At 67.7% G+C, this 23,363-nt stretch carries 23 protein-coding genes; 6 read left to right on the top strand and 17 right to left on the bottom strand.

Annotated features, from left to right (window positions below):
• Positions 1-135 precede the first annotated feature (135 nt).
• The 11 genes from ACTIGJ_RS03835 to gloB form a co-directional block, all read right to left on the bottom strand.
• The gene (locus ACTIGJ_RS03835) at positions 136-927 is read right to left on the bottom strand and encodes an enoyl-ACP reductase FabI (protein ID WP_439638964.1); all 792 of its coding nucleotides are present in this window, start codon (positions 925-927) and stop codon (positions 136-138) included.
• 33 nt (positions 928-960) lie between these two features.
• Positions 961-1,911, bottom strand: a complete 951-nt coding sequence (locus tag ACTIGJ_RS03830) for a TonB family protein (protein ID WP_439638963.1) — start codon at positions 1,909-1,911, stop codon at positions 961-963.
• A complete protein-coding gene (locus ACTIGJ_RS03825; protein ID WP_439638962.1) occupies positions 1,908-2,435 on the bottom strand; it encodes an ExbD/TolR family protein in 528 nt (175 codons plus the stop codon). Before ACTIGJ_RS03825 ends, ACTIGJ_RS03830 begins: the two co-directional genes overlap by 4 nt.
• Entirely contained in the window at positions 2,432-2,941 is a 510-nt protein-coding gene (locus tag ACTIGJ_RS03820; RefSeq protein WP_439638961.1) for an ExbD/TolR family protein, read from the bottom strand. The genes ACTIGJ_RS03825 and ACTIGJ_RS03820 overlap by 4 nt, the downstream gene beginning before the upstream one ends.
• 31 nt (positions 2,942-2,972) lie before the next feature.
• Positions 2,973-3,605 (bottom strand): MotA/TolQ/ExbB proton channel family protein, encoded by a 633-nt coding sequence (locus ACTIGJ_RS03815; RefSeq protein WP_439638960.1) that lies wholly within the window; start codon positions 3,603-3,605, stop codon positions 2,973-2,975.
• 66 nt (positions 3,606-3,671) lie between these two features.
• Positions 3,672-4,298: a hypothetical protein gene (locus tag ACTIGJ_RS03810; RefSeq protein ID WP_439638959.1), complete on the bottom strand. Its 627-nt coding sequence runs from the start codon at positions 4,296-4,298 to the stop codon at positions 3,672-3,674.
• A complete protein-coding gene (locus tag ACTIGJ_RS03805; RefSeq protein ID WP_439638958.1) occupies positions 4,295-4,993 on the bottom strand; it encodes a tetratricopeptide repeat protein in 699 nt (232 codons plus the stop codon). Before ACTIGJ_RS03805 ends, ACTIGJ_RS03810 begins: the two co-directional genes overlap by 4 nt.
• On the bottom strand, positions 4,977-7,820 hold the full coding sequence (locus ACTIGJ_RS03800; protein WP_439638957.1) for a tetratricopeptide repeat protein: 2,844 nt from the start codon (positions 7,818-7,820) through the stop codon (positions 4,977-4,979). Before ACTIGJ_RS03800 ends, ACTIGJ_RS03805 begins: the two co-directional genes overlap by 17 nt.
• A complete protein-coding gene (locus ACTIGJ_RS03795; RefSeq protein WP_439638956.1) occupies positions 7,817-9,667 on the bottom strand; it encodes a tetratricopeptide repeat protein in 1,851 nt (616 codons plus the stop codon). The genes ACTIGJ_RS03800 and ACTIGJ_RS03795 overlap by 4 nt, the downstream gene beginning before the upstream one ends.
• A complete protein-coding gene (locus tag ACTIGJ_RS03790) occupies positions 9,664-10,128 on the bottom strand; it encodes a hypothetical protein (protein WP_439638955.1) in 465 nt (154 codons plus the stop codon). Before ACTIGJ_RS03790 ends, ACTIGJ_RS03795 begins: the two co-directional genes overlap by 4 nt.
• A gap of 169 nt (positions 10,129-10,297) precedes the next feature.
• On the bottom strand, positions 10,298-11,089 hold the full coding sequence (gloB, locus tag ACTIGJ_RS03785; RefSeq protein WP_439639175.1) for a hydroxyacylglutathione hydrolase: 792 nt from the start codon (positions 11,087-11,089) through the stop codon (positions 10,298-10,300).
• 37 nt (positions 11,090-11,126) lie between these two features.
• Here gloB and ACTIGJ_RS03780 point away from each other — a divergent pair, with 37 nt between their 5' ends.
• Together ACTIGJ_RS03780 and rnhA are read left to right on the top strand one after the other, a co-directional pair.
• Positions 11,127-11,912, top strand: a complete 786-nt coding sequence (locus ACTIGJ_RS03780) for a class I SAM-dependent methyltransferase (protein ID WP_439638954.1) — start codon at positions 11,127-11,129, stop codon at positions 11,910-11,912.
• Positions 11,909-12,358 carry a ribonuclease HI gene (rnhA, locus tag ACTIGJ_RS03775; RefSeq protein WP_439638953.1) on the top strand — a complete coding sequence of 150 codons (450 nt, stop codon included), beginning with the start codon at positions 11,909-11,911 and terminating at the stop codon, positions 12,356-12,358. Before ACTIGJ_RS03780 ends, rnhA begins: the two co-directional genes overlap by 4 nt.
• 98 nt (positions 12,359-12,456) lie before the next feature.
• Here the strand turns inward: rnhA and ACTIGJ_RS03770 are convergent, their stop codons facing one another.
• Together ACTIGJ_RS03770 and ACTIGJ_RS03765 are read right to left on the bottom strand one after the other, a co-directional pair.
• The gene (locus ACTIGJ_RS03770) at positions 12,457-13,611 is read right to left on the bottom strand and encodes an OmpA family protein (RefSeq protein WP_439638952.1); all 1,155 of its coding nucleotides are present in this window, start codon (positions 13,609-13,611) and stop codon (positions 12,457-12,459) included.
• A 45-nt stretch (positions 13,612-13,656) separates the two neighbouring features.
• Complete coding sequence (locus ACTIGJ_RS03765) at positions 13,657-15,696, bottom strand: Ig-like domain-containing protein (RefSeq protein WP_439638951.1); 2,040 nt, start codon at positions 15,694-15,696, stop codon at positions 13,657-13,659.
• Between ACTIGJ_RS03765 and ACTIGJ_RS03760 the strand changes: the two genes are divergently transcribed.
• From ACTIGJ_RS03760 to ACTIGJ_RS03745, 4 genes are all read left to right on the top strand, one after another.
• Positions 15,695-15,982, top strand: a complete 288-nt coding sequence (locus ACTIGJ_RS03760; RefSeq protein ID WP_439638950.1) for a hypothetical protein — start codon at positions 15,695-15,697, stop codon at positions 15,980-15,982. The genes ACTIGJ_RS03765 and ACTIGJ_RS03760 overlap by 2 nt on opposite strands.
• Positions 15,979-16,719 carry a DNA polymerase III subunit epsilon gene (gene dnaQ / locus ACTIGJ_RS03755; protein WP_439638949.1) on the top strand — a complete coding sequence of 247 codons (741 nt, stop codon included), beginning with the start codon at positions 15,979-15,981 and terminating at the stop codon, positions 16,717-16,719. The genes ACTIGJ_RS03760 and dnaQ overlap by 4 nt, the downstream gene beginning before the upstream one ends.
• 118 nt (positions 16,720-16,837) lie before the next feature.
• Positions 16,838-17,305, top strand: coding sequence for a ribosomal protein S18-alanine N-acetyltransferase (rimI, locus tag ACTIGJ_RS03750; protein WP_439638948.1), 468 nt, complete (start codon positions 16,838-16,840; stop codon positions 17,303-17,305).
• Positions 17,302-18,546: an MFS transporter gene (locus ACTIGJ_RS03745; protein WP_439638947.1), complete on the top strand. Its 1,245-nt coding sequence runs from the start codon at positions 17,302-17,304 to the stop codon at positions 18,544-18,546. The genes rimI and ACTIGJ_RS03745 overlap by 4 nt, the downstream gene beginning before the upstream one ends.
• A gap of 1 nt (position 18,547) precedes the next feature.
• Here the strand turns inward: ACTIGJ_RS03745 and ACTIGJ_RS03740 are convergent, their stop codons facing one another.
• Genes ACTIGJ_RS03740 through asd form a run of 4 tightly spaced genes read right to left on the bottom strand, consistent with a single transcriptional unit; the run spans position 18,548 to position 23,360 of the window.
• Entirely contained in the window at positions 18,548-20,530 is a 1,983-nt protein-coding gene (locus ACTIGJ_RS03740) for a transglutaminase TgpA family protein (RefSeq protein ID WP_439638946.1), read from the bottom strand.
• Positions 20,530-21,492: a DUF58 domain-containing protein gene (locus ACTIGJ_RS03735; protein WP_439638945.1), complete on the bottom strand. Its 963-nt coding sequence runs from the start codon at positions 21,490-21,492 to the stop codon at positions 20,530-20,532. The genes ACTIGJ_RS03740 and ACTIGJ_RS03735 overlap by 1 nt, the downstream gene beginning before the upstream one ends.
• Before the next feature lie 13 nt (positions 21,493-21,505).
• On the bottom strand, positions 21,506-22,426 hold the full coding sequence (locus tag ACTIGJ_RS03730; RefSeq protein ID WP_439638944.1) for an AAA family ATPase: 921 nt from the start codon (positions 22,424-22,426) through the stop codon (positions 21,506-21,508).
• Between the two features lie 19 nt (positions 22,427-22,445).
• Positions 22,446-23,360 (bottom strand): archaetidylserine decarboxylase, encoded by a 915-nt coding sequence (gene asd, locus ACTIGJ_RS03725; protein ID WP_439638943.1) that lies wholly within the window; start codon positions 23,358-23,360, stop codon positions 22,446-22,448.
• Between the last annotated feature and the right edge of the window lie 3 nt (positions 23,361-23,363).

Raw genomic sequence — 23,363 nt, 5'->3', positions numbered from 1 at the left:
CGTCTTGCTGCAGCAGCGCGCGTTCGCCGGCATGGCGCGCGGAAGCGTCGCGCCGCGGAATGTTCGTCGTCCGCGTCTCGGCGTGCCTTCAGGCCGCGGCGGCCGCACGTCTCCGTGCGGCGCGCCCGCCACTGCTCAGTCGTTGCCGTCGACCGCGAAACCGATGATGTTGAAACCGGCGTCGACATAGACGATCTGGCCGGTGATGCCGGAGGCGAGGTCCGACGACAAGAAGGCGGCCGTGTTGCCGACTTCGTCGATCGAGACATTGCGCTTCAGCGCCGACACCTTCTCGGCGTTCGACAGCATGCTGCGGAAGCCCTTGATGCCGGCTGCCGCCAGCGTCTTGATCGGGCCGGCGGAAATGCCGTTGACGCGGATACCTTCCGGGCCGAGTTCGGCGGCCATGTAGCGAACATTGGCCTCGAGGCTGGCCTTGGCCGGCCCCATGACGTTGTACATCGGCACCGCGCGTTCGGCGCCGAGATAGCTCAAGGTCACCAGGCTGCCATTGCGGCCCTGCATCAGCGGCCGCGCGGCCTTGCCGAGCGCGGCGAACGAGTAGGCGCTGATGTCGTGAGCGAGCGCGAAGCCTTCGCGGGTCACCGATTCCAGATAGCCGCCCATCAGCAGTTCACGCGGCGCGAAGCCGATCGAGTGCACGACGATGTCGACGCCGCCCCAGCTGTCCTTCAGCTGGGCAAACACGGCATCGATTTCGGTATCGCGGGTGACGTCGAGCGGCATGACCAGGCTGGAACCCTGCTCGTGCGCGAATTCCTCGACGCGGCTCTTGAGCTTGTCGCCCTGATAGGTGAACGCCAGTTCCGCGCCTTCGCGCTTCATCGCTTCGGCGATGCCGGTGGCGATCGAGCGCTCGCTGGCGACGCCGGTGATCAGCGCTTTTTTACCCTGAAGAAAACCCATGGCTTCTTGCCTTTCGTTATTGGGGGTGGAGGACTACTGCGGGATGAACTGGATCGGATAGTCCATGGTGAACGGCGCGCCGCTCTTCGGTCCGAAATTGATCAGCTTGACCCGCTCGACCACCTTGCGCTCGAAATCGGCATCGCCATAGCTGCTGGAAACCAGCGTGCAGGCCGTCACCGCACCATTCGGGGCGATGGTCAGGCGGACCACGATCTTGCCGGCGCCGATGCTGGCGTTGTCACGCGCCGCACGGTTGAAGATCGCGTAGAACGGCCCCTGGTTGCGGTTGAACACGGCCTGCACTTCGGCCGGCGTGCGTCCGCCTTCCGGACCCGGGCTGCCGCCTCTCGGCGCGACCGTGCCGGTGCCCAGCGAACTGCTGACCTTGCCGGTCGACCGGTTGCCGACACCTGCGCCGGCCTGGTTCGACGTGACGTCGCCGCTGGCGCGGCCGATGCCGCCGCTGTTGGTCGAGGCGGTGGCGGCGATCGCCGCTGCCGAGCCGATGCCGCTCTTCGACGTGATGGCGGCGGTGTTCAGCGGCTGGTCGCTGACGGCGATGTTCTTGTCGGCAAGATCGCTGAGCTGGCTGGCCATCGCCATGATGCCGGTCTTGGCGGCCACTTCACGGGCCGTCGGTTCCGGCTTGACCGGCTTGGTTTCCTTGGCGACCGGCTCCACCTTCGGCTTCTCGACCGGCTTGACCGGCTTCGGCTCCACCTTCGGCTTTTCGACGACCTTCTCGGGCGGCGGCGGGGGCGGGGGTGGCGGCTTCACTTCCGGCAGCAGTTCGACGTACTGCGAGTTGTCGAACTTCTCCTGCTCGACCGGCGGCGGTTGCTGCCACAGCCTCGACGCGACGATCAGCACGATCGCCGGCACGAACGTCGAAGTGGCGATTCGCCGGAAGCGGCGATCGGCCTCGGCACTGAGCTGCCAGGACTCCCAGCGGATGACGCGCGACATCGTCGAGGCCGTCATGGATTTTCTCCGCCGCCGATCATCGACCGACGGTTCACCGACAGCGAGATGCGCGCGAACTTGGCATCACCACAGGTGGCCATGATCTTCTTCAGCAAGGCGTAGGGGATGGCACGATCGGCCACGATGTTGATCTCGCCACGGGTCAGGTTGCCGCTGTCTTCGCCCTGAACGGTGACCAGCGGCGCCAGCATCAGCCGGTTCTTCAGATCGGCCAGGATGGCGTTGCTGTCGGCCTGGGCCTGCTGCAGCGTCATCACGACCTCACCCTGCAGGGTGATGTTCTCCGACGACACGGTCAGCACCGGCGTGTCGTTCGGCGGCTGCGCCGAAGCCGACAGCGGCAGCGTCAGCGACTTCGGCGTGCGCAGGGTCTGCACGGTCGTCGAGGTCAGCATCAGGAAGATCAGCAGCGACGTGAAGATGTCGATCATCGGCACCAGGTTCAGGCCGATGGCGCCGGGTTCATCGCGACCGGCACGGCGCAGGATGCGCTTGCGGATCGCCTTGCTGCGCAGGCTCATGGCTTGGCTCCCGGCGCCGGTGCGTCACCGAGCGAGATCAGCGGAAACAGTTCGACGGTATCCGGCCCGACCGAGGTCAGGTCGACGCGTACCGCGTCCATCACCGACACCAGCACCTCGTAGGCCACACCGGGCTCGGAGAGCAGCGTGATCTTCGATTCGGTCGGCAGACGCTTCTTGGTTTCCTTCATCAGCTCCGCCAGCGCCGTGTAGTCGTAGGCGCCACCAACGTTCGGCACTGACTTGATCATGAAGCCGTTGTCGGTCAGCGACAGGTCGCCGGCGCGGATCAGCACCGCCAGATTGTGTGGCGGCGGTTCCGAGGCGCTGGGGCTGTCGTTCGGCAGGTTGATGCCGAGGATCGACACGCCGATCGAGTTGACCAGCAGGAAGAACATCAGCACGGTCAGGATGTCGATCATCGACACCAGATTGAGTTCCGTGCTGCGCTTGCGCCGGACCCGGCGCAGCGCGCGTCGGGTTTCGCGGGAAATGCCCTGCATCATCGGTTGCGTGTCCCCGTGGTGCCGCCGGTCATTACTTCTTGAAGCCGAGGCTGTTCAGGAACTTTACGGACGCGATTTCCAGGCTGTCGACCAGTTCATCGGTCTTGGTGACCAGCCAGGCATGGACCAGCAGCAGCGGGATCGCGGTCATCAGGCCGAAGGCGGTGCAGTTCATGGCCACGGCAACGGCCTGCGACAGCTGGTCCTGCTTTTGTGCCGGGTTGACACCGGACACGGCGGTGAAGCCCTGGATCAGACCGATGACGGTGCCGAGCAGGCCGAACAGCGTGGCGACGTTGGCGAAGGTGGCCAGATAGTGGGTGCGCCGTTCCAGCTGCGGCGTCACTTCCATCAGGCTTTCTTCCATCGCCAGTTCCACTTCGTCGCGGCCGGTGGCGCCGCGCGAACGGGCGATGCCATAGCCGAGCACGCGGCCGATGGCGGTGGAGGACGTCGAGGCGACCTTCTCGGCCTCGTCATGACGGCCCTGATTGACCAGCGGCATCAGCTTCGACCAGACCTCGCGGTTCTCGGTCTGGGCGCGGCGCAGGTAGAGAACACGTTCGATGGTGATCGCCAGGCCGAACACGCCGACGATGAGGATCGGGTACATGAATTCACCGCCGGCCTGGAAGAAGCGGATGACGGTGGCAAAGAACTCCATGATGTTTCCTCGATTTGCGGTTGCGTGACTAAAAGGAGCGCCGTATGGCGCACGACAGGGGTTTGCTTACTTCGCTTCGCCGCGCTGCTTGCGGCGGTACTCGGTGATCGTTTCGTAGTACTCGATCTGACGCCGGAACGTGGCCGGGTCGATGGGCTCCATCGCCTCGTCCAGCAGCCGCGCCGGACGGTCGAGACCACGCTCGGCATAGTCATCCTTCCACGGCGTGATGTACAGGCCAATTGGGGCTTCCTGCTCACCGACAATCGTCGTTCCGATACCGTCTGGCGTCGGCACCGTCGTCTGTGCCACTGCAGCCGGTCCGGCAGCGCTGGAAGCGCCTGCGGAGGGACGCGGACTGCTCTGCACGGTGAAGCCCGTCGACGGCTGCGCCGGCATCACCACCGGGCGGCTCGGCGTCGGCGCGGCAGCCGGCGACGGCGCCGTCATGCCTGGATTGGTCTGGATGGTGACCGTCGGCGCGGACAGGCCCTGCGGGTTCTGCACCGGCGCGGCCGCGGGGGCAGGCGCAGCGGCCTGCGTCTGCGGCTGTTGCGGACGGGCCTGCTGCTGCGAAGGGTTCGATTCGATGACCACCCGGGGCGCGGCCGGCAACTGAGCGCCGGCGTCCAGCGACCAGAGCGCCGCGAGCGCCAGCAGAGACCAACGGGAATGGCGTGCAGCCTGGGTCATGGGGTGGCTCCGGTGGCAGCGGGCGGGGTCGCCTGGCTTTCAAGTTCCTTGATCCAGGCGGTGACGATCAGCTTGTCGCCGCCGGCCAGCCGCTGATACTCGCGGTAGTGCTGCAGCGCATCGTTCGGACGCCGGCTGTACAGGTCGTACAGAAGGCCGAGATTGAAGTGCGCAGCGGCGTAGTCCGGCTTGACCTTCAGCGCCTCGTTGTAGGCGGCCTCGGCTTTCGCGTAGTCGCGATTCTCGCGGGCGATGGTTCCCAGCCAGTTCCAGGCAACGGCGTTCTGCGGATTCAGCCGGGTGGCTTTCTCGAAGTTGCTGACCGCCAGTGCCGGCTGCTTGGACTGGTACTGGGCAATCGCCAGATCGGTGAACGGTCCGGAGAACTGCGGGAAGTCCTTGGCCAGTTCAAGGAAGGCATCGCGTGCTTCGGCCATCTGGCGATCCTTCAGCAGCTTCAGCGCCGCCGTGAAACGGGCGTCGGGATCGCCCTTGTCCGCCGCCTTGCCGGCCGCCGGAGCGGCCGGTTCCTGCACCGGTGCGGCCTCCTTGACCGGCGTCGGTGCCGGCTTGCGGGCCTGGCCGGCGCAACCGGCCAGCAGAGCGGCGGCAAGCACCATCGCCAGCCAGCCGCCGGCGGTTGTCGTCGGGCGCGTCATCCGATCGAGACGGGCCATTTCAGCGCAGCGATTCATAGCTGTCCTCACGGGTTTCGCGCTTGCCGTACTTGGCCGGCGCCAGTTCGCCGAGGGCCTTGACGCTGGCCGCGATCGACTTGTTCCAGACGTTCTGCTTCACGCGCTTGAGGTTGACTTCATGCGCTTCGATCGCCTTCTGGTCGAACGGATCGGCCTGTTCCTCGATCAGCAGGTTGTACTGATCGAGTTCTTCCGGCTTCAGGCCGCGCGGCCGTTCAGACTCGACCAGTGCGCGGCTGAAGTCGCGGTAGACCACGCCCAGTTCGTAGGTGGCGGCCGTGGCGCTGTCGGCGAAGCCATAGCCGGACACCCGGTTCAGCGCCTGCACCGCAGCTTCGGTGGCGGCCTTGCGGGCCGGCAGGCTCTTCTCGACCGGCAGGGTCAGGCGAATGCCGCGGGCATCCTGCGCGGCGGCGAGGCCCAGTTCGAGCGCTGCCTGCGCACCGGCCTGCTTGCTGACATCGGTCCGCAGCGAGCCAGCCGTTTCGTCGGCCTTGACCAGTTCCCGCAACCAGTAGAGGTAACGGCCACGATCGCGGGTTTCCTGCGCGTAGTCGGCCAGCCGGCGGCGGCCTGAAATGCCGCGTTCGATCGGCTGCGGGAAGTTGACGATGTAGTACTCGTAAGCCTTCGCCGCCTGCGGCTTCTGGCGGGCTTCGTCGTACAGCGTCGCAGCCAGCCATGCCGATTCGCGACGGGTGTCCACCGGCTCGCCCGGACGCACGGCAATGCGTTGCAGCGCGCCGGCCGCCTCGGCCGGTTTGCCGTCCTTCTGGTAGGCGGCGGCCAGCTGCTTGTCGACGTCGCCGGCCAGGGCATGCGTCGGGTAGCGGTTGCGGAAGCCTTCCAGGGTGGCGGTGGCCTTCGGCCAGTCTTCCAGCTTCAGGTAGGCGCTGGCGGCGTCGAAGTCGGCGTTCGGACGGATGCTGGCGTCCGGCACCACGGTACCGACGCGCAGGAAGGCATCGGCGGCGCCGCGCAGATTGCCGGCTTCGCGGGCTGCTTCGCCCTGCTTGTAGATCGACGCCGCCAGCTGCTCGACGACCAGCTTGCGATCGGTCGCATTGGCGGGCAGCAGCGCCAACAGCCGGCCGTAGGCCGCCTCGGCCTCCGGATAGCGACCCTGGGCGAAGCGGGCGTCGGCAACCACGCCGAAGGCGATCTTGCGCTGCTCGGCCGTGGCCGGCGGCGTGCGGGCGATCAGCCGCTCGGCGACCGTCACCGCCTCGTCGGTGGCCTTGATCTCGTACAGATCCTGGGCAGCGCGGGTGACCGCGACCGTCCACTGCGGATGGTTGTTGAAGGTGTCGGCCAGCTTCAGGCTGGCGTCGATCGACTTGCGCAGCGCTTTCGGCCGCTCGGTCGCCGACACTTCCTTGGCCAGTCGCTGCAGCGCCTGGACGGCTGCATAGGCAGCTTCCTGGGCCTTGCCGTGATTGCCGTAGCCATAGGCGGTCTTCAGGTACTGCTCGGCGGCATCGGAGGTGCGGCCGCCGTCGTACAGCGCATCGGCGTACAGCAGGTTGATGTCAGCGATCTTCGGATCGTTCGGGAAGTTGTCGAGGATCTTCTTGTACCAGCCGGAGGCCTTGACGAAGTTCGCCGCATTGCCGGGAGCCGTGCCGGCCTGGGCCATTGCCTGATAGTGGCGGCCGAGGTCTTCCATGCTCTTGCGCAACTCGGCGAGCACTTCCGGCGTCGGCGCGCGGCCGTTCCAGTAGGCCGACGAGATCTCGTAGGCGGTGACGTAGCGTTCCTTCTCGCGCACCACCAGATCGTTGAAGCCGCCTTCGCCATACGCCTTGATCACGCCGAGCTGGAACTTCGGCGCGCTCGGGTGCATCGGGTAGCGTTCGATGAAGGCGCTGTAGGTCAGCGCGGCATCGCTGAAGCGGCGCTTTTCGACGAACAGGTCGCCGAGCGCGTTGTAGACCAGCGGATAGAAGCGCGGCTCGCGGCCCGACTTCTTGAAATAGGCATTGATCGAACTACCGCCGCCAAGGGCTGCGAACGACAGGCTCGACACCCGCAGGCTCGACGACGCCAGGTCCAGCTTTTCCTTGGCCACGGCGGCGAGCGCGGCATCCGGGTCTTCGAGCTCGCCCTGCGGCAGCTCGCGCTCCAGGATCGTGAAGAACACCGGCAGGCACTGGTTGTACTTGTCCTGCTTGTACAGCGACCAGCCGTACTTGTACTGCGCCGACTGGTAGAAGCTTGCCCCGGTACCGAGGCCGAGCACGAACTCGTAGTCGGCCTCGGCCTGGTCGTAGCGGCCGAGGTTGTACAGCAGCTCCGCACGGCGGAAGCGGGCGTCGCCGATCAAGCTCGACTTCGGATACTCCTGCGCCAGCCGGCGCAGGGTCGCGATCGCCTGATCGGTCTGACCGATGTTCTGGTAGCCGCGGGCAAGCTGGTACAGCACGCGGTCGTTGTCCGGCGCGCCCGGCCGCTGCGACAGCAACTGGTTGTAGGTCTGGATCGACTTGTTGATGACCGCCGGATCGGTATTGCCCTTGGCGTCCTCGACCTGCAACTGCAAGTCGGCCTGCCGCCGCATCGCCTCGTTGCGGGTGTCATCGTCCGGCGCCAGCTTCAGCAGCTCGCGATAGTTCTGCAGCGCCTTGTCGGGATCGGGTGCGACCGGCTCGGAGCGCACGATCGGCAGCTGCGATGGGTTCGGCGCCGGTTGCCGGCTGATCGAACGGATCGGCGGCGATGCGTTCTTCGGCGGCGGTGCCGCGCAGCTGGCCAGGAACAGCGCCGCAACGGACGCGGCCAGCGGCGCGCCTACACCAAGGGTTCGGCGCAGGGTCGGGCGCGTCACGGGGCTTCTCCTCTCATTTGCTTGTCATAAACCCGCGCCAGTGCGAAGCGGGCCTCGATCAGATATTTCTCGGTGAGGCGGCGCTGCTCGGCGAGATTGTCCTGCGCCATCTTGTCGATCATCCGCGACTGCCGTTCGCTGATCGCCTTGGCCTGCGGCAGCAGCACGGCGACGCGTGTCTTGATCGCCTCCAGCTTCTCGAACGGGCCGACGAAAGCGCTGGCCGCCGGTGCGGACGCCGCCTGCAGCGGCAGCGGCTGCTCGCCGCCTGCCTGCGCCGCTGGCGCGGCGGTGGCGCGACCGGATGCGTTCAGGGACTCGCTGCTGCGCAAGGTCACGGCCGGCGTCGGCACGACGGGCGCAGCCGCCGAGGTTTCCGGCGCGCGGTTCAGACGTCGCGCCACCAGCACGTCGGTCGGCACGTCGGGCTGCTGCTTGCCGAGCCAGGCGCCCTGCAGTTCTTCCGCCCGCTTGGCCCAGCCTTCGAGGCTGCGCACCAGCAGCAGGGCGTCACGATAGTTTTTCAGCTGCTCCTGGAAGCGGTTGCCGACGATGACGCTCTGCAGATAGTAGGTTTCTTCCGCATCCGGAAGATCCTTGAGTTCCCAGGCCCAGCCGGATTCGGCGTTGTAGGTGCGGCGGACCATCGTCGACACCATGCGGCCGCTCTTGACGTAGTAGATCGACTCGTCGATCCGCTTGCGCGAGGCTTCCAGTGCTCTGATCGCCTGCTCGTAGTACTGCTGGGCCTGCAGATGGGCGCCAAGCCGGTCGAGCGTGTAGGGGATCGCCAGGAAGCCCTCCTGCACGGCAGGATCGATCGGATCGCGGGCGATCAGTTCCAGCCACGGCACCAGCGCCCGCTTGAGCCCTTCTTCCTCGTCTGCCGAGGCCTTGGTCAGCCGGAACGCACTGAGGCCGGCGCGCTGGTAGATGTCGTCGTCGAGAAAGCCGGGGCGCAGCAGCACGCCGATGGTCGACAGCGTCTTCAGCGTGCTCGACGGCGCCTTCTCATCGCCGGTGGGAACCTTCTTCTGCTTGCCGCCAGCTGGCGCCAGGTAGGCCCAGCCAAGGCCGAGCAGTGCGCGGTTGGAAAACGGTCCCTCGCTGCGGATGCGCTGGAACACGTTGACGGCCGTGCCGGCCTGCTGCTGGCGCAGGAAGTGGTAACCCAGCACCAGGTTCGCCTTGTCGCGGATCGCCAGTTCGTCGTCGTCGGCCGCGTCGATCTGGCCGACGCGGTCGAGCACGCTCAGGCCCTGGGCCACGCGGCCATCCTTGACCAAGGCCACGCCGAGGTTGTACCGAGTGAACGCCCGCTGCGGGCCGGCGTCCTTGATTTCGGTGAGCACTGAGGCCGCTTCGCCATAGCGCCGCTGGGCCAGCAAGGCACGCCCCATCAGGTCCTGCCAGTCGAGCAGCGCTTCCTTCGGCAGGCTGTTGCGGACCGCTTCCAGATCAGCGATCGATTCGCGGTAGCGGCCGCGCTGGTACAGGTATTCCGCCACCTGGATGCGCGCTCGCGCCACCGACAGGGCGTTGCCACGATCGATCGCCAGTTCGCGGTAGATCGTTTCGGCGCGCTGGGTGATGCCGAAGTTCAGCGTGGCATCGGCGAGCCGCCGGTGGAACGAAGGCGACAGGCGCTGGGCCGGCTTGTCGCCGAGAATCTGCAGCAGTTCGGTGGCCGCCGAGTAATAGCGCTCGCCGCCGAGCAGGAAGTCGGCGGATCGCACGCGCGGATCGCTGTCGCTGCCCGGCTGGTAGCGGTCGATGGCCGCCGCCGGCAGTGCGACGGCGACAGCGGACATCAGCATCAGCTTGCGAAGCATGGTGATGCGGCTCACGGATTCGGTCTCCAGTCGCGCAGCCGGATGGTCGCCGGCTTGCCGTATGCAGCGACGCTGACCAGCACTTCGAGGTCGCTCGGCTGCACGGTTTTTTCAAACACGCCTTCGTAATGGCTGCGCAGCGGCGGTGTGCCGGGCTTGGCGTCCACGTAGCGACCGCTGAAGTCGACGCGGATTCGATGGCTGCCCTGCGTCGTGTTCAGCCGCAGCGCCCGGTACAGACCGCGCCGCTGCAGCGACACCGATTCGATGACGTCGAACTTGCGCACGGTCGGCGGATTGTTGTCGATGGTGATCACCACGTCCTCGACCAGCAGACCGGGCGCTTGCAGGCCGACAAAGATCGACACCCGCGTCTCGTCCGGATACTGGAACGCCGTCTCGGTCCGAAGCGCGCTCTGGTTGAGGTCCAGAACCTCCGCCTTCAGGGCCTGGAGTTCCTGATCGATGGTCAGCATCTCGTCTTCAGATGCCGCTCCGCACGTCAAGGGAAGACACGCAATCAGCGCGCACCACAGTGCGCGGTTCGACGAACGAAGGGCCATGTGGTTCAGGAGTGATGGGACCATGTGAAATGGGGCGCGAGTCTAACAAAAGGCTCGTCGCGCACGGAAACCAATCGGGCGTTCAGCGGATGCGCGGTCGGTGTCCGTCCTTCCAACGGCGCAGGGCCGCGAAGATGGCCACCGGATCGTCGATTTCGCGTCCTTCGTGGGCGGCCACGGCGCGCGCGATCGCCGGGTCCGCACTGCGCAAGAAGGGGTTGAATTCGCGTTCCTGCGCAAGCGGACCGGGCACCGTCGCCACACCGTGGGCGCGGCGCGCCTGGACCTGCGCGAAAGCTTCGGACAGACGCGCGTTGTCGGGCTCCACGGCAGTCGCGAAGTCATAGTTCGAGGCGGTGTATTCGTGGGCGCAGTAGACCGCCGTATCGTCCGGCAGCGCCGCCAGACGCGACAGCGATTCGTGCATCTGCTCGGGTGTGCCTTCGAACAGTCGCCCGCAGCCGCCGATGAACAGCGTGTCGCCGCAGAACAGCAATCGCTGCCGAGCTTCGAAATAGGCGATGTGGCCCAGCGTGTGTCCGGGTACCGCCAGCACCTGCAGTTGCACGTCCAGCGCCTCCAGTTGCACGGTATCGCCGTCGTCGAGCAGCACGTCGAGCCCAGGGATCCTGGCCTGCTCGGCGCGCGGGCCGTAGACCCTGGCGCCGGTAGCGGCCGCCAGCGCCGCCAGGCCGCCGATGTGATCGGGGTGATGGTGGGTGATCAGGATTGCGGCCAGTTCAAGCTGGCGGGCCGCCAGCGCGGTCTGGACGACAGCAGCGTCGCCGGGATCGACGACGGCGGCCCGTCCGTCGTGTTCCAGCAGCCAGAGGTAGTTGTCGGAGAACGCGGGAAGAGCGGTGACGGTTATCATCCGCGCATCCTGTCCACGCCCGTCCGGTGCGTCAACCATGTCCAAGCGACTTGCTGTCAGCGGGGGCCAGCCCTTCAACCGCCAGGCACTCAATGCCTGGCTGGCGAGCCCGCGTGGCAAGCGCCTGCTGGCGATCGAGGAAAGCGAACTGTCGCGGATTCTGCCCAACCTGTTCGGCCGGCATTGCCTGCAGATCGGCAACTGGGGCGGCCAGCGCCTGCTGGCATCGGCGGACATGCTGCATCGCGCCGTGATCGGCAGCTTCATCGACAGCGGCGGCGGCACCCAGGCGGTGATTCATCCGGAATCGCTGCCGATTCTCGACAACAGCGTCGACGCCGTGCTGCTGCCGCACACGCTGGAGTTCTCGCCGGCGCCGCACAACCTGCTGCGCGAGGTTGATCGGGTGCTGACTGATCGCGGCCGGTTGATGATCATCGGCTTCAATCCCTGGAGCCTCTGGGGCTTGCGGCGCCTGCTCGGACTTGGCCACCGGGCCTTTCCGCGCGGCGCGCGCTTCCACGGCACCGGCCGGATCGGCGACTGGCTGGAACTGCTGGATTTCGAAGTGACCGAACTGCGCCGCTTCGGCGTCGGTTTCCCGTGGAGCGCGCCGAGCACGGCCGGCGAACCGTTCAGCCTCGGCAGCCTCGTGAAGCCGTGGATGGAGGGCTACCTGCTGGTGGCCCGCAAGCGCGTGATTCCGATGACCCTGGTCGGCAAGCTGGCCCGGGCTTCGGTACGACCGATGGTCGGTCGCGCACTCGGTACCGCTGCCAATACCCGCGCCGTCGATCCGGACATCAACGCTCCCGCTGAATGAAAGCTGTCATCGCGTACACCGACGGCGCCTGCCGCGGCAATCCGGGCCCCGGCGGATGGGGCGTGTTCCTGCAGTACGGAGAGCACCGGAAGGAGTTCAGCGGCGGCGAAGCGCCGACCACCAACAACCGCATGGAACTGATGGCGGCGATCTCGGCGCTCGAATCGCTGCGTGAACCGTGCGAGGTCACCTTGCACACTGATTCCAAGTACGTGCTGCAGGGCCTGACTGAATGGCTGCCCGGCTGGAAAAAACGTGGCTGGAAGACGGCCGACAAGAAGCCGGTCAAAAACCAGGATCTCTGGGAACGGCTTGATGCCGCTGCCGCGCGGCACCAGGTGGACTGGCAGTGGGTCAAGGGCCACGCCGGCGATCCCGGCAACGAGAACGCCGACCGCCTGGCCAACCAGGGACTGGAAGCAGCGCAGGCGATAGCCGGCCGCTGAACGACGCCCAGGGTCAGGCAGCCGCCGGCCGCTGATCGACGCCCAAAAGAAAAGCCGGGGCAGCGCGTTCGGCGCTGCCCCGGCTCAGATGTCGCGGCTTACTTTTTGCTTTTGCCGCGCGGCTTCTCGCCGGCCTTGATCGCGGCCTTCTTCGACTCGCGCGACGACTCTTCGTTGTAGACCTTCAGGTACTCGGCGCCACCGTCGAGACGGAACTCGACGCGACGGTTGTCGGCACGGCCTTCCGGCGAGTCATTGCTGCTGATCGGACGGGATTCGCCGTAGCCCTTTGCCGTGATGTTGTCAGCATTGGCGCCCTTGCTGACCAGGTAAGCCTTCACTGCATCGGCGCGGCGCTGCGACAGCTTCAGGTTGTAGGCGTCGCTGCCCTTGGAGTCGGTGTGGCCGCCGACTTCGAGCTTCAGGTTCGGCTGCGACTTGAACACCGCGTAGACCTCGTCGATCGACGTCTTCGACGGTTCGGTCAGGTCGGCGGTATCGAACACGAAGTTGATCGCCCGCAGCACGATGGTCTGGGTGATCACGCAACCGTCCGAATCCACTTTCAGGCCCTTCGGCGTGCCCGGGCACTTGTCGAGTGCGTCCTCGACGCCATCGCCATCGCTGTCGACGCGCGGCGGCACGACGCAGGCGGCGCACACCACCGGCTCGGCAACCGTGGCCGCCGGCGGCGGCACCGGACGGACACCGCCGATCTGCCAGGTGACGCCGAAGGTGTATTCGACGTTGTCGATCGACGGGCTGAAGCCGATCGCATGGCGGATGTCGGCGCGCAGCGCGAAGTCATCGGACACGAAGTACTTCAGGCCGCCGCCATATTCGGCCAACGACTTGTTGGTCTTCGGCCGGTTCAGGTCCGGCACCGTGATGTTGTAGCGGCCGTAGCCGACTGCAACGAACGGCACCAGCTTCTTGGTCGGCTGGAAGTGGTACAGCAGGTTGCCGCCGAAGCGGTAGACATTGCGCTCGACATTGGCATCCGGCCCGGAATCGCGGTCGGATTCAGTCAGCAGATAGCTGCCGAACAGCTCCGCGCCGATGTTGGCGTTGAAGTTGTAGCCCGCGCGCAGGCCGAAGATCGGGGCGGATTCGAGATCCTGCTTGGAGTCGAACAGGTAGCCACCGACATAAGGCGTCAGCGTCCAGGCTTCTGGACGGTTCTGAGCCTGCGGCGAAGCCGCGATGCCGAGCAGTGAGGCGCCGAGCAGGCCGGCTTTGATGCGTGAATTCATGAGCGTATCCCGTAGGTAGGGCAGTTTTTCGGCGACGGACCGGCGTTATTGGATTTCAACGAGATTGCGACGCAGCGTGACCGCTCCGTTGCTCGACAACAGGCGGCCCAGGACGCGGGAACCGTTATCGACGTTGATATTGCCGTTGACGAAGAGCGAGCCCGCAACGATGACGTTGCGACCCACCAGCAGGTTGCCATCGACCACCCAGAACACGTTCTTCGACTGCGCGCCGCGCAGCGACTGCAGGCGGGCGCGATCGCCGATGCTGAGGTCACCGCCGACCTGGAACACCCAGACCGCGTTGGTATCGCCCAGCGCGTCGAGGCTCAAGGTTGCATCGCTGGCCAGCGACATCGTCGCCGCCGTGTAGACGCCGGGGGTCAGTGTGCGGCCATCCAGCACGCCGGTGTCGGCACGCTGCAGGCGGCCCTTGGCGTCGTTGATCGCAAGTACCAGGTCGCTCTGCGCCTGCGCCGCCACGCCAGCCACGTCATTCTGGTACAGCGTGCCGTTCAGGCCGAGGAATGGCGTCGTGCAGCGGGTGCAGGTATCGACCGGCGACAGGCCGATATCACCGGTGATCGCCATGACCGCCGGGTTCGGATCCGGCACGTCGCTGATCGTCAGCCCGGCGCCAGCCACCACGGCGAAGCTCGACAGCGAGCGCAGCGGCACCGGTGCCTGGCAGACCAGCGTCGTCTCGCCGATGGTGAACGTCCACGGATTCGGGATGGCACCGGCGACCAGCGGATTGCCGGCGCGGTCGGTGATGGCGTTGGTGACCGTCGCCGTGTAGACCGTGTTCGGCTGGAAGTTGACCGACTGCGTGAAGGTCGCGATCCGCGACGTGGCGTTGTAGCTCAGCGAACCGTCAAGAGGACGGCCATCCGGCCCGGCGACGAAGAAGTTGTCGCTGGTCAGCGTCCGCACGTCGATGTTCTCGTTAAACGTCACCGTGACCACCGAGTTGATGCAGATCGAGGTGGCGCCAGCCGGCGGATAGGTCAGCGTCGTGAACGGCGAGGTGACATCCGGCGCAAGACCGGTGGTGAACGTCCACGGATTGGACACCACGCCCGACGTCAGCGCGTTGCCGGCCAGATCGGTCACGGCATTGGTGACGGTGACGGTGTAGCCGGTCGACGCCGCGAGCGGCGAGGTCGGGGTGAACGTCGCCGTCGTACCGGAATAGGTGAAGCTGCCCGGGACCGCCGTGCCGCCCGGGCCGGTCACGACGAACGAGCTGGCGGTCAGCGTGGCAACATTGATCGGCTCGCTGAAGGTCGCCGAGATCGTCGCATTGACGGCCACGTTGGTCTCGGCCGCAGCCGGCTCGGTCAGGGCCAGCGTCGGTGCCGTGGTGTCGAGAACGGCACCGGTGGTGAAGGTCCAGACGCGGCCTGCAGCCAGCGGGTTGCCGGCCAGATCAGTGATGACCGTGCCGACCGTGCCGGTGTAGACGGTGTTCGGCGCCAGCAGCGCGGTTGCGCCTGCAGAGCCCGGCGTGAAGGTCAGCGTGTTGCCGGACACCGACAGCGTGCCGGCGACGGCGCTGCCATCGGGCGCGGTGAGCGTGAAGCCGGTGCTGCCGACGGAAGCGGGATCGATCGCTTCGCTGAACGTCACCGTCACGCGCCGGTTGGCAGGCACGTTGCCGGCCGCATCGGCCGGGTCGACGGAACTGATCGTCGGCGCCGTCACGTCCGGCGCCGGGCCGGTCGTGAACTCCCAGGTGAACGTGTTCGGAGCCGGATTGCCGGCCAGGTCGAGCACGGCAGTGGTGATCGTCGCGACATAGGTCGTGTTCGGCGTCAGCGCGCCGGCCAGCGTGTAGCTGGCGACCACGCCGCTGTAGCTCACGGTGCCGGCAACGGCCGCACCGCTGACCTTTTCGCGAAGCAGGAAGCTGGCGGCGTTGACCGACGCCGGGTCGGCGGCTTCGCTGAAGGTGGCGGTGACCACCGGCGTGCCGACCGGCACGCCGGTCTGGGTGGCGATCGGCGACGTGGCGATGACGTTGGGACCGACGACATCGCCGATCTTGTTCTCTCCGCAGGCCGCGACCAGCAGCGTCAGGAGCATGATCGTCAGCCAACCGCCGACGTTTCTCGTGCTTGCAATACGTTCACGCATGGGTGCAGTTCTCGATCCGGTAAACTTCTGGAAGGGGGTGCATTCTTGGCGACTGCCCCGAAACTGCCGGCGCCGCTCAGAATTGGTCTCCGCCAATATTTTGACTGTCAGCGGAATGTACTGGTTGCGGCGAAAGAAAGCACTATCTTCCATCAACGTCCGGCAACTCGCGGGCAGCAGCCTGCATGAAGTCGATGACAATTGCGGACACGCAACACGGATCGACCCTGCATGAGCCGCCAGATCGTCCTGGATACCGAAACCACCGGGCTCGATGCCCGCGACCACCGCATCATCGAGATCGGCTGCATCGAGATGCGCGGCCGGCGCTTCGTCGGCGAGCACCGCTGGTACCTGAATCCGGATCGCGACAGTGACCCCGGCGCGCTGGAAGTTCATGGCCTGACGACCGCGTTCCTTGCCGACAAGCCCCGATTCGGACAGATCGTCGATGACCTGCTGGCATTGCTGACCGGCGCCGAGATCATCATCCACAACGCCCCGTTCGACGTCGGCTTCCTCGACGCCGAACTGCAGCGCCTCGGCCGCAGCGAGCGCGTCGCCTCGCTCGGGCGGGTGACCGACACGGTGCCGCTGGCCAAGAAGCTGCACCCCGGCCAGCGCGCCAGCCTCGATGCGCTGTGCAAGCGCTACGGCGTCGACAATTCGCACCGCGACCTGCACGGTGCGCTGCTCGATGCGCGGCTGCTTGCCGAGGTCTATCTGGCGATGACCGGCGGGCAGGGCGCGCTCGGGCTGGCCGGCGATGTCGACCGCGAAGGCGGCGACACGGCACCCGCGCGCCAAGCGCGGGCGCTGCTGTCCGCCGGTAGCGGTGGGCCGCTGCGGGTGATCCAGCCGACGGCGGAAGAACTGGCCGACCACCAGCAGCGGATCGCCGGGATAATCAAGAAAAGCGGCAAGTCGCTTTGGCCGGGAGAACTTCCCGTCGAGGCCAGCGGGCCGCACTGAACCGAGCCCGCCCGGCGGATCCGCGCGTTTGGGGTGCTCCCGCTGCCGCGTTTTGCGGCCTGCGGCTATCCTTGCCGCCGCATTCGTCCGTCCACCTGCCGCGTTGCCCGAACCGCCCTTGAACGCCCAACTGCAACCCGGCTGGACCATTGCGCCGATGGCCCTCGAACGGCTCGCCGAGGTGATGGTGGTGGAGCGCCGCGCCTACGAGTTCCCGTGGACGGAAAGCATCCTGCGCGACTGTCTGAAAGCCGGCTACAGCGCCTGGGTGCTCGCCGATGGCGACGGCCTGCTGGTCGGTCATGCGCTGATGAGCATGGCGGTCGACGAGGCGCACGTGCTGAATCTTTGCGTCGATCCGGCTTACCAGCGGCAGGGCCTCGGCCTGATGCTGCTCAAGCACCTGATGAAACTGGCGCGCGCGGCACAGGCGTCGATCGTGCTGCTGGAGGTCCGCAAGTCGAACAAGGCGGCGCTGCGGCTGTACGAGAACGTCGGCTTCCAGCGCATCGGGGTTCGCAAGGCCTACTACCCGGCGAGCGACGGTCGCGAGGACGCCCTGGTCCTCGGCTTCGACATCCTGTGACCACCATCGACCCGCAGCGCCGTCGCGCGCAATGGGCCTGGGCGCTGAACGACTGGGCCAATTCGGCGTTCGCAACCACCGTCCTGGTCGGCTTCTTCCCGATCTTCTTCAAGCAGTACTGGGCGCGGGACCTGGCGCCGACCGATGCGACGTTGTACCTGGGATTCGGCAACTCGGTGGCCGCCTTCCTGGTGATGCTGCTGTCGCCGTGGCTCGGCGCGCTGGCCGATCGGCTGGCCGCCAAGAAGCGTTTTCTCGCGATGTTCACCGGCATCGGCGTGGCCGGCACCTTGGCGCTGGCCTTCGTCGGCCCTGGGCAATGGCCGCTGGCAATCGCCGTGTTCACGCTCGCCTCGGTCGGTTTCTTTGGCGGCCTGACCTTCAACGACGCCCTGCTGGTCAACGTCGCGCATCGCGACGAGGCCGATCGCGTGTCGGCATTCGGCTACGGGCTTGGCTATCTCGGCGGCGGCCTGCTGTTCCTGATCAACGTGGCGATGGTGCTGAAGCCGGAAGTCTTCGGCATTGCCGACAAGGTGGCGGCGACCCGCGCCGCCTTCATCAGCGTCGCGCTGTGGTGGCTGCTGTTCTCGCTGCCGCTGTTCCTGCGAGTGCGCGAGGCCCGGGTGACGGACGACAGCCCGGTCGGCTGGCGTGAACTGCTGGCCACGGTGCGTCAGATCGCCCAGCACCGGCCGGTCTGGATGTTCCTGCTGGCCTACTTCCTCTATATCGACGCGGTCAACACGCTGGCGCAGATGGCGGTGGATTTCGGCCTCAACCTCGGCTTTGCATCGGACAGCCTGATCAAGGCGCTGCTGCTGGTGCAGTTCGTGAGCTTTCCCGCCGCCATCGCGTTCGGCCACCTGGCGGGGCGGATCGGCACCAAGGCATCGATCCATCTGGCGCTCGCGGTCTACATCGCGGTCAGCGGTTGGGGCTACTTCATGCAGACCGAAGCGCAGTTTTACCAGATGGCAGCGGCGATCGGTCTGGTACAGGGCGGGGTGCAATCGTTGAGCCGCTCGTACTTCACGCGGTTGATTCCGGCGGCCCAGGCCGGCCAGTTCTTCGGCTTCTACAACATGCTCGGCAAGTTCGCCGCCGTGCTCGGCCCGCTGGTGGTCGGCGTGGTCGCCGCCAGCACCGGCAACCCGCGGTTGTCGATCCTGGCGCTGATCGCGTTCTTCGTGATCGGCATGGCGCTGCTGTCGCGGGTCCGCGAGCCGCGTTCGACCTGAGTCAGGGCCGGACTCGGGCGACTGCCGCCGCCAGCGCCCGGGCCGTGTCGCGGTCGCCGTTCTGCAGGTAGCGCAGCCGGATGTAGAGCGTGGCGGCCTCGTCGATCGCCCGGGCCAGGTCGGGACGTGCCGCCGAGACACGCGCCGCGTAGTCGGCTGGGCCTTCGCAAGCGGCCTGCACCAGTCCGGCGCGGGCCAGACGCCGTTGCAGCCGCTGCCAGAGACGGCTCGGTTCGTCGACCGCCCGGCGGGGCGTTGCCCGCCGCATCAGCAGCAGGCCGTAACCGCTAAGCGCGAGGGTCAGCAGGGCGGTCAGCGCCAGCAGCATGTCGCGCACGCCATCGAGGCCGAATCGCTGCAGCAGCGCGGCTTGCAGCTCCGGGCCATAGCCGAGCACCCACTGGTTCCAGCGCGCATTCAGCCAGTCCCAGCGGGCGCGCAGGTCGAAGCGGAAGCCGTCACGCGCTGCCGGGTTCAGGAAATCCGGCAGCTCGGTGTCGTCGAGTGCGCCGCCGATGCCGCGCTCGATGCGCTCGGGTGCGACCGCTGCCGTCGGGTCGATGCGCAGCCAGCCCCGGCCAGCGAGCCAGACCTCGGTCCAGGCATGGGCGTCGCTCTGGCGGACGATCCAGTAGTCGCCGATGGCGTTGCGCTCGCCACCGAGATAGCCGGTGACCACGCGCGCCGGAATGCCTGCCGCCCGCATCAGCACGGCGAAGCTCGACGCGAAGTGCTCGCAGAAGCCGCGCCGGCTGTCGAACAGGAAGGCGTCGACCGGATCGCGGCCGGCTGTCGGCGGGTTCAGCGTGTAGTGGAACGGTTGCTCGCGAAACAGCCGCAAGGCCTTCTCGACGATCGCCGCGCCGTCTTTCGCCGCTCGCCGCCATTGCCGGCCAAGCGCCACCGCGCGCGGATTGCTGGCGGGCGGCAGCAGCAGCGTCTGCGCCCGCAGCGCTGCCGGCAGTTCGCGCTGCAGGCGGTAGCCGGCATGCGATTGCAGGCGGTAGCGGCGGCGTTCGCGGACTTCGCCCCGGACCAGCACCAGCTGGTGGTCGGCGTTGATGTGCGCGTCCTCGGGTAGCCCCTGCCGCGCCGGCAGGTCAAGCGCGAACAGCCAGGGCGTACGGGTCGGCTCCAAGGTCAGCTCGTAGCGATAGCCGGCGCCATGAAGTTCGGCGTCCGGCGCCAGGTCGGCGGCGCCACGGCTGCCGGCGTCCCAGCGACGGCCGTCAAAACGCTGGAACACCGGCCCGCGCCAGTAGCGTTCGGACGGCGGTGGAACTGCGCCGTCGAAGCGCACCCGGAACGCCACCGCATCGGAGCCGATGAGCCGCGCGATCTCGCCTGGCGCCATCGAATCGGACAGGCCGGAGCGCGCCGCGCCGGCGTCGGCGGGCAGTCCCCAGATCGGCCCCGGCAGACGTGGAAACAGCACGAACATCAGCGCCATCAGGGGCAGGGCGCGCAGCAGCAGCCGGCTGGCCATCGTCAGGCCGGTGCGCAGCGGCAGCACGCTGCCCGGATGGTTGGCGTCGATCAGCAGCGCGGTGATCAGCGTCGCGGCCGCCAGCAGGTAGGCGGCGGTCCAGAGTTCCTGCGAGAACAGGAAATGGGTGACCAGCACGAAATAGAGCAGGAACACCATCACCATCAGGTCGCGACGACGATCGAGTTCGCTGAGTTTCAGAGCCGCCATCACCGTGATCAGCGCCACGCCGGCGGTCTGGCCGCTGACACTCCCGAAGCTTGCGTAGACGCCGCCGAACGCGCCCAGGGTCAGCAGCACGCGCAGCCCCCCGGGCAGCAGCGGCCAGTCGCGCAGCGCGGTGAGGGTGCGCCAGACCAGCATGGCCACCACCAGCAACGCCGCCCAGGGCGGCAGCCGCGGCAGGTGCGGTGCCAGCACCAGCGCCAGCACGGCCAGCAGCCGCAGCTGCACGGCGCGCGGCAGGCGCGGTTCCGGGCTGACTGGTGAGCGCGTCATCAAAACAGAGCCAGGGCCGCGAGACAGGCGTGGCGATGGCTGCTGCCGCTGCCCGGCGGGCAAACCCTGCGCGGCAGGCGCAGTCCGTAGCGCCGCTGCTGTGCCTCGGCATCAAGCACCCAGCGGGCGAGCTGGGCCAGCCGTTGCTCGACTGGCCACTCGGCCGGCAGTGCCTGCCAGTCCAGCCACAGGGTGCCGGCTGCGGGCTCGGCGAACTGCTTGATCTGCGGCTGGCCCAACGGCGGTGGTTGGCGGGCCAGGCTTTTCCAGTCGATCGCCTGCAGCGGATCGCCGGGCCGATAGCCGCGCAGGCCGACGAAGCTGTCGATGCCGGGACGCGCTTCGCGCTGGGCGCCGTCGCCCTGCAGGCCGGGCGGCGGCGCGCTGCCGGCCTCTGCCGGTCGCGGATAGACGAGGCCCGCGATGTCCAGCTCCAGCCAGGTCCAGGCCTGGAACAGGCCGAGGGGGAACGCAGTGGCGACCGCGAACCGCGACGCCGGCAGCCAGCCCCGGCGGGTGCTGGCCAGCGACAGGGTCAGCCGGGCTGTTTCACCGGCGGCGATGTCGACCTGCTGGCCGGCAGCGACAGCGGGCCAATGGACGCCGATCGCATGCCGGGCGTGGCGGCTGGGGTTGTCGAGGCGCAGCCTGAACTGCAGCTCGTCGCCGGCGAACACCGGGGCCACCGGCTCAGCGGCGATCGACAGGTTGACCAGGTTCGCATGGGTGTCATGCATCGCCAGCAGGCCGACGCCGGCCAGCAGGAAGGTCAAGGCGAAGGCCATGCTGTTGGAATAGTTCATCGCGCCCAGCAGCATCGTGAACAGCAGCAGCCCGTAGCCGTAGCCGTAACGGGTCGGGACGATGTAGACGCGCCGCCGATGAATCCGCCACGGGCCGGGCACGCGCGGCGTGCGGGTGGCGATCCAGCGGTGCAGGCGCTGGCGCAGCGCGCGGATCACCGGCCGGTTGCGCTCAGGGTACGGACACGCGCGCCAGGATCTCCGCCGCCACGCGCGCGGGATCGGCATCGTCGGCCACGCTGAGCCGATGCCCGGCGACCGCCGTGAACACCGCCTGCAGGTCTTCCGGAATCACGCCGTGGCGGCCTTCCAGCAGCGCCCAGGCCTGGGCTGCGCGCTTCAGCGCCAGCCCGGCGCGCGGCGACAGGCCGTGGCGCAGCGCCGGATGGTCGCGGGTGGCCTGCACCAGCGCCAGCAGGTAGTCGATCAGCGCCGGCGCGGTGCGTACTGCCTGCACCTCCGCCTGCAGCGCGCGCAGCCGGGCGGCATCGAGCACCGGCGGCAGCGTGGCCAGCAGGTCCCGCCGCTCCGGCTCGACCAGCAGCGCGCGTTCGGCGGCGGCGGCCGGATAGCCGAGCGACAGCCGCATCAGGAAGCGATCCAGCTGCGATTCGGGCAGCGGATAGGTGCCGATCTGGACATCCGGGTTGCGGGTGGCGACGACGAAGAACGGATCGGGCAAGGCGCGCGTGGTGCCGTCGGCCGTCACCTGGCGCTCCTCCATCGCTTCCAGCAGCGCGCTCTGGGTCTTGGGGCTGGCGCGGTTGATCTCGTCGGCCAACACCACTTCCGAGAACACCGGGCCGGGATGGAAGCGGAAGCCGCCGGTGGCGGCCTCGAACACCGACATGCCGAGGATGTCGGCCGGCAGCAGATCGCTGGTGAACTGCAGGCGCTGGAAATGCAGGCCGAACACCCGTGCCAGGGCCAGCGCCAGCGTGGTCTTGCCGACGCCCGGCAGGTCCTCGATCAGCAGATGGCCGCGCGCCAGCAGGCAGCTCAGTGCCAGCCGCAGCGGTCGCTCCTTGCCGAGGATGATGGTCGACAGCGCGGCGAGGGCAGCGCCCAGCTCGGGAACCGGATGCGGGCTCATGCCCGGCCCGCGGTCTCGCTCATGCGGTGACCCGCTGCAGCACGCGCGCCAGCGGCTGCCCCAGCTGCAACGGCTGGCCGGCCGCCAGTGTCTCGTCCCATTCCAGCGCGCCCTTCGGGGCCAGCAGCACCACGGTGGACCCCATGTGGAAGCGGCCCAGCTCGTCGCCGCGCGCCAGCGCCACGGTCTGCTCCGGCGTGTGGTGATGCGGCCGCTGGCCGCGATCGTGCGGCGGCGTCAGCCGGCCGCCCCAGACCGTTTCGATGCCGCCGACGAACAGCGCGCCGACCATCACCACCGCCAGCGGCCCGAATGCGGTGTCGAACACCGCCACCATCCGCTCGTTGCGCGAGAACAGCCGGGGCATCGAGCGCGCCGTTGCCGGGTTGACGCTGAACAGCCGGCCCGGCACGTAGGTCCAGTTGCGCAGCCGGCCACCGAACGGCAGATGCACGCGGTGATAGTTGTGCGGCGCTAGGTAGATGGTCGCGAAGCTGCCGCCGTCGAAGGCGCGGGCCAGCGTCTCGTCGGCCAGCAGTTCGGCGGCCGTGTAGTCGTGGCCCTTGGCCTGGAAGATGCGGCCGTTCTCGATCGGGCCGAGCTGGCTGATCCGGCCGTCGACCGGGCTCGACAGCAGGCCCGGCTCCTTCGGTTGCAGGCGTGCACCGTGCTTCAGCGCCCGCGTGAAGAAATCATTGAAATGACGGTATTCCTCGACCGTCTCGCGCTCGGCTTCGGAAAGGTCGATCGGATAGCCGCGCATGAAGGCCCGGATCAGCGGGTTCTTGAACGCGGGCGCGTCGATCTCGGCGATCCGGTACATCAGCGCCGACAGCGCCCGCGTCGGCAGGCAGCGCTGCACGGCGGCGAACAGCTGGTCGCCGAGGCTGGCGTCGGAAGTCGTGGCGGCGGTGTTGCGGGTGGTCGTGGTCATGGC

This window comes from Nevskia sp. (genome assembly GCF_051860985.1).
GTDB lineage: Bacteria > Pseudomonadota > Gammaproteobacteria > Nevskiales > Nevskiaceae > Nevskia.
The sequence above is the reverse complement of the archived record's forward strand: the minus strand, read 5'-3'. Positions and strand labels throughout refer to the sequence as shown.

Coding starts and splice junctions, on each gene's coding strand:
- ACTIGJ_RS03835 (WP_439638964.1), bottom strand. CDS start 927: ATGGGTTTTCTTCAGGGTAAAAAAGCGCTGATCACCGGCGTCGCCAGC.
- ACTIGJ_RS03830 (WP_439638963.1), bottom strand. CDS start 1,911: ATGACGGCCTCGACGATGTCGCGCGTCATCCGCTGGGAGTCCTGGCAG.
- ACTIGJ_RS03825 (WP_439638962.1), bottom strand. CDS start 2,435: ATGAGCCTGCGCAGCAAGGCGATCCGCAAGCGCATCCTGCGCCGTGCC.
- ACTIGJ_RS03820 (WP_439638961.1), bottom strand. CDS start 2,941: ATGATGCAGGGCATTTCCCGCGAAACCCGACGCGCGCTGCGCCGGGTC.
- ACTIGJ_RS03815 (WP_439638960.1), bottom strand. CDS start 3,605: ATGGAGTTCTTTGCCACCGTCATCCGCTTCTTCCAGGCCGGCGGTGAA.
- ACTIGJ_RS03810 (WP_439638959.1), bottom strand. CDS start 4,298: ATGACCCAGGCTGCACGCCATTCCCGTTGGTCTCTGCTGGCGCTCGCG.
- ACTIGJ_RS03805 (WP_439638958.1), bottom strand. CDS start 4,993: ATGAATCGCTGCGCTGAAATGGCCCGTCTCGATCGGATGACGCGCCCG.
- ACTIGJ_RS03790 (WP_439638955.1), bottom strand. CDS start 10,128: ATGCTGACCATCGATCAGGAACTCCAGGCCCTGAAGGCGGAGGTTCTG.
- gloB (WP_439639175.1), bottom strand. CDS start 11,089: ATGATAACCGTCACCGCTCTTCCCGCGTTCTCCGACAACTACCTCTGG.
- ACTIGJ_RS03780 (WP_439638954.1), top strand. CDS start 11,127: ATGTCCAAGCGACTTGCTGTCAGCGGGGGCCAGCCCTTCAACCGCCAG.
- rnhA (WP_439638953.1), top strand. CDS start 11,909: ATGAAAGCTGTCATCGCGTACACCGACGGCGCCTGCCGCGGCAATCCG.
- ACTIGJ_RS03770 (WP_439638952.1), bottom strand. CDS start 13,611: ATGAATTCACGCATCAAAGCCGGCCTGCTCGGCGCCTCACTGCTCGGC.
- ACTIGJ_RS03760 (WP_439638950.1), top strand. CDS start 15,695: ATGATCGTCAGCCAACCGCCGACGTTTCTCGTGCTTGCAATACGTTCA.
- ACTIGJ_RS03765 (WP_439638951.1), bottom strand. CDS start 15,696: ATGCTCCTGACGCTGCTGGTCGCGGCCTGCGGAGAGAACAAGATCGGC.
- dnaQ (WP_439638949.1), top strand. CDS start 15,979: ATGAGCCGCCAGATCGTCCTGGATACCGAAACCACCGGGCTCGATGCC.
- ACTIGJ_RS03740 (WP_439638946.1), bottom strand. CDS start 20,530: ATGACGCGCTCACCAGTCAGCCCGGAACCGCGCCTGCCGCGCGCCGTG.
- ACTIGJ_RS03730 (WP_439638944.1), bottom strand. CDS start 22,426: ATGAGCCCGCATCCGGTTCCCGAGCTGGGCGCTGCCCTCGCCGCGCTG.
- asd (WP_439638943.1), bottom strand. CDS start 23,360: ATGACCACGACCACCCGCAACACCGCCGCCACGACTTCCGACGCCAGC.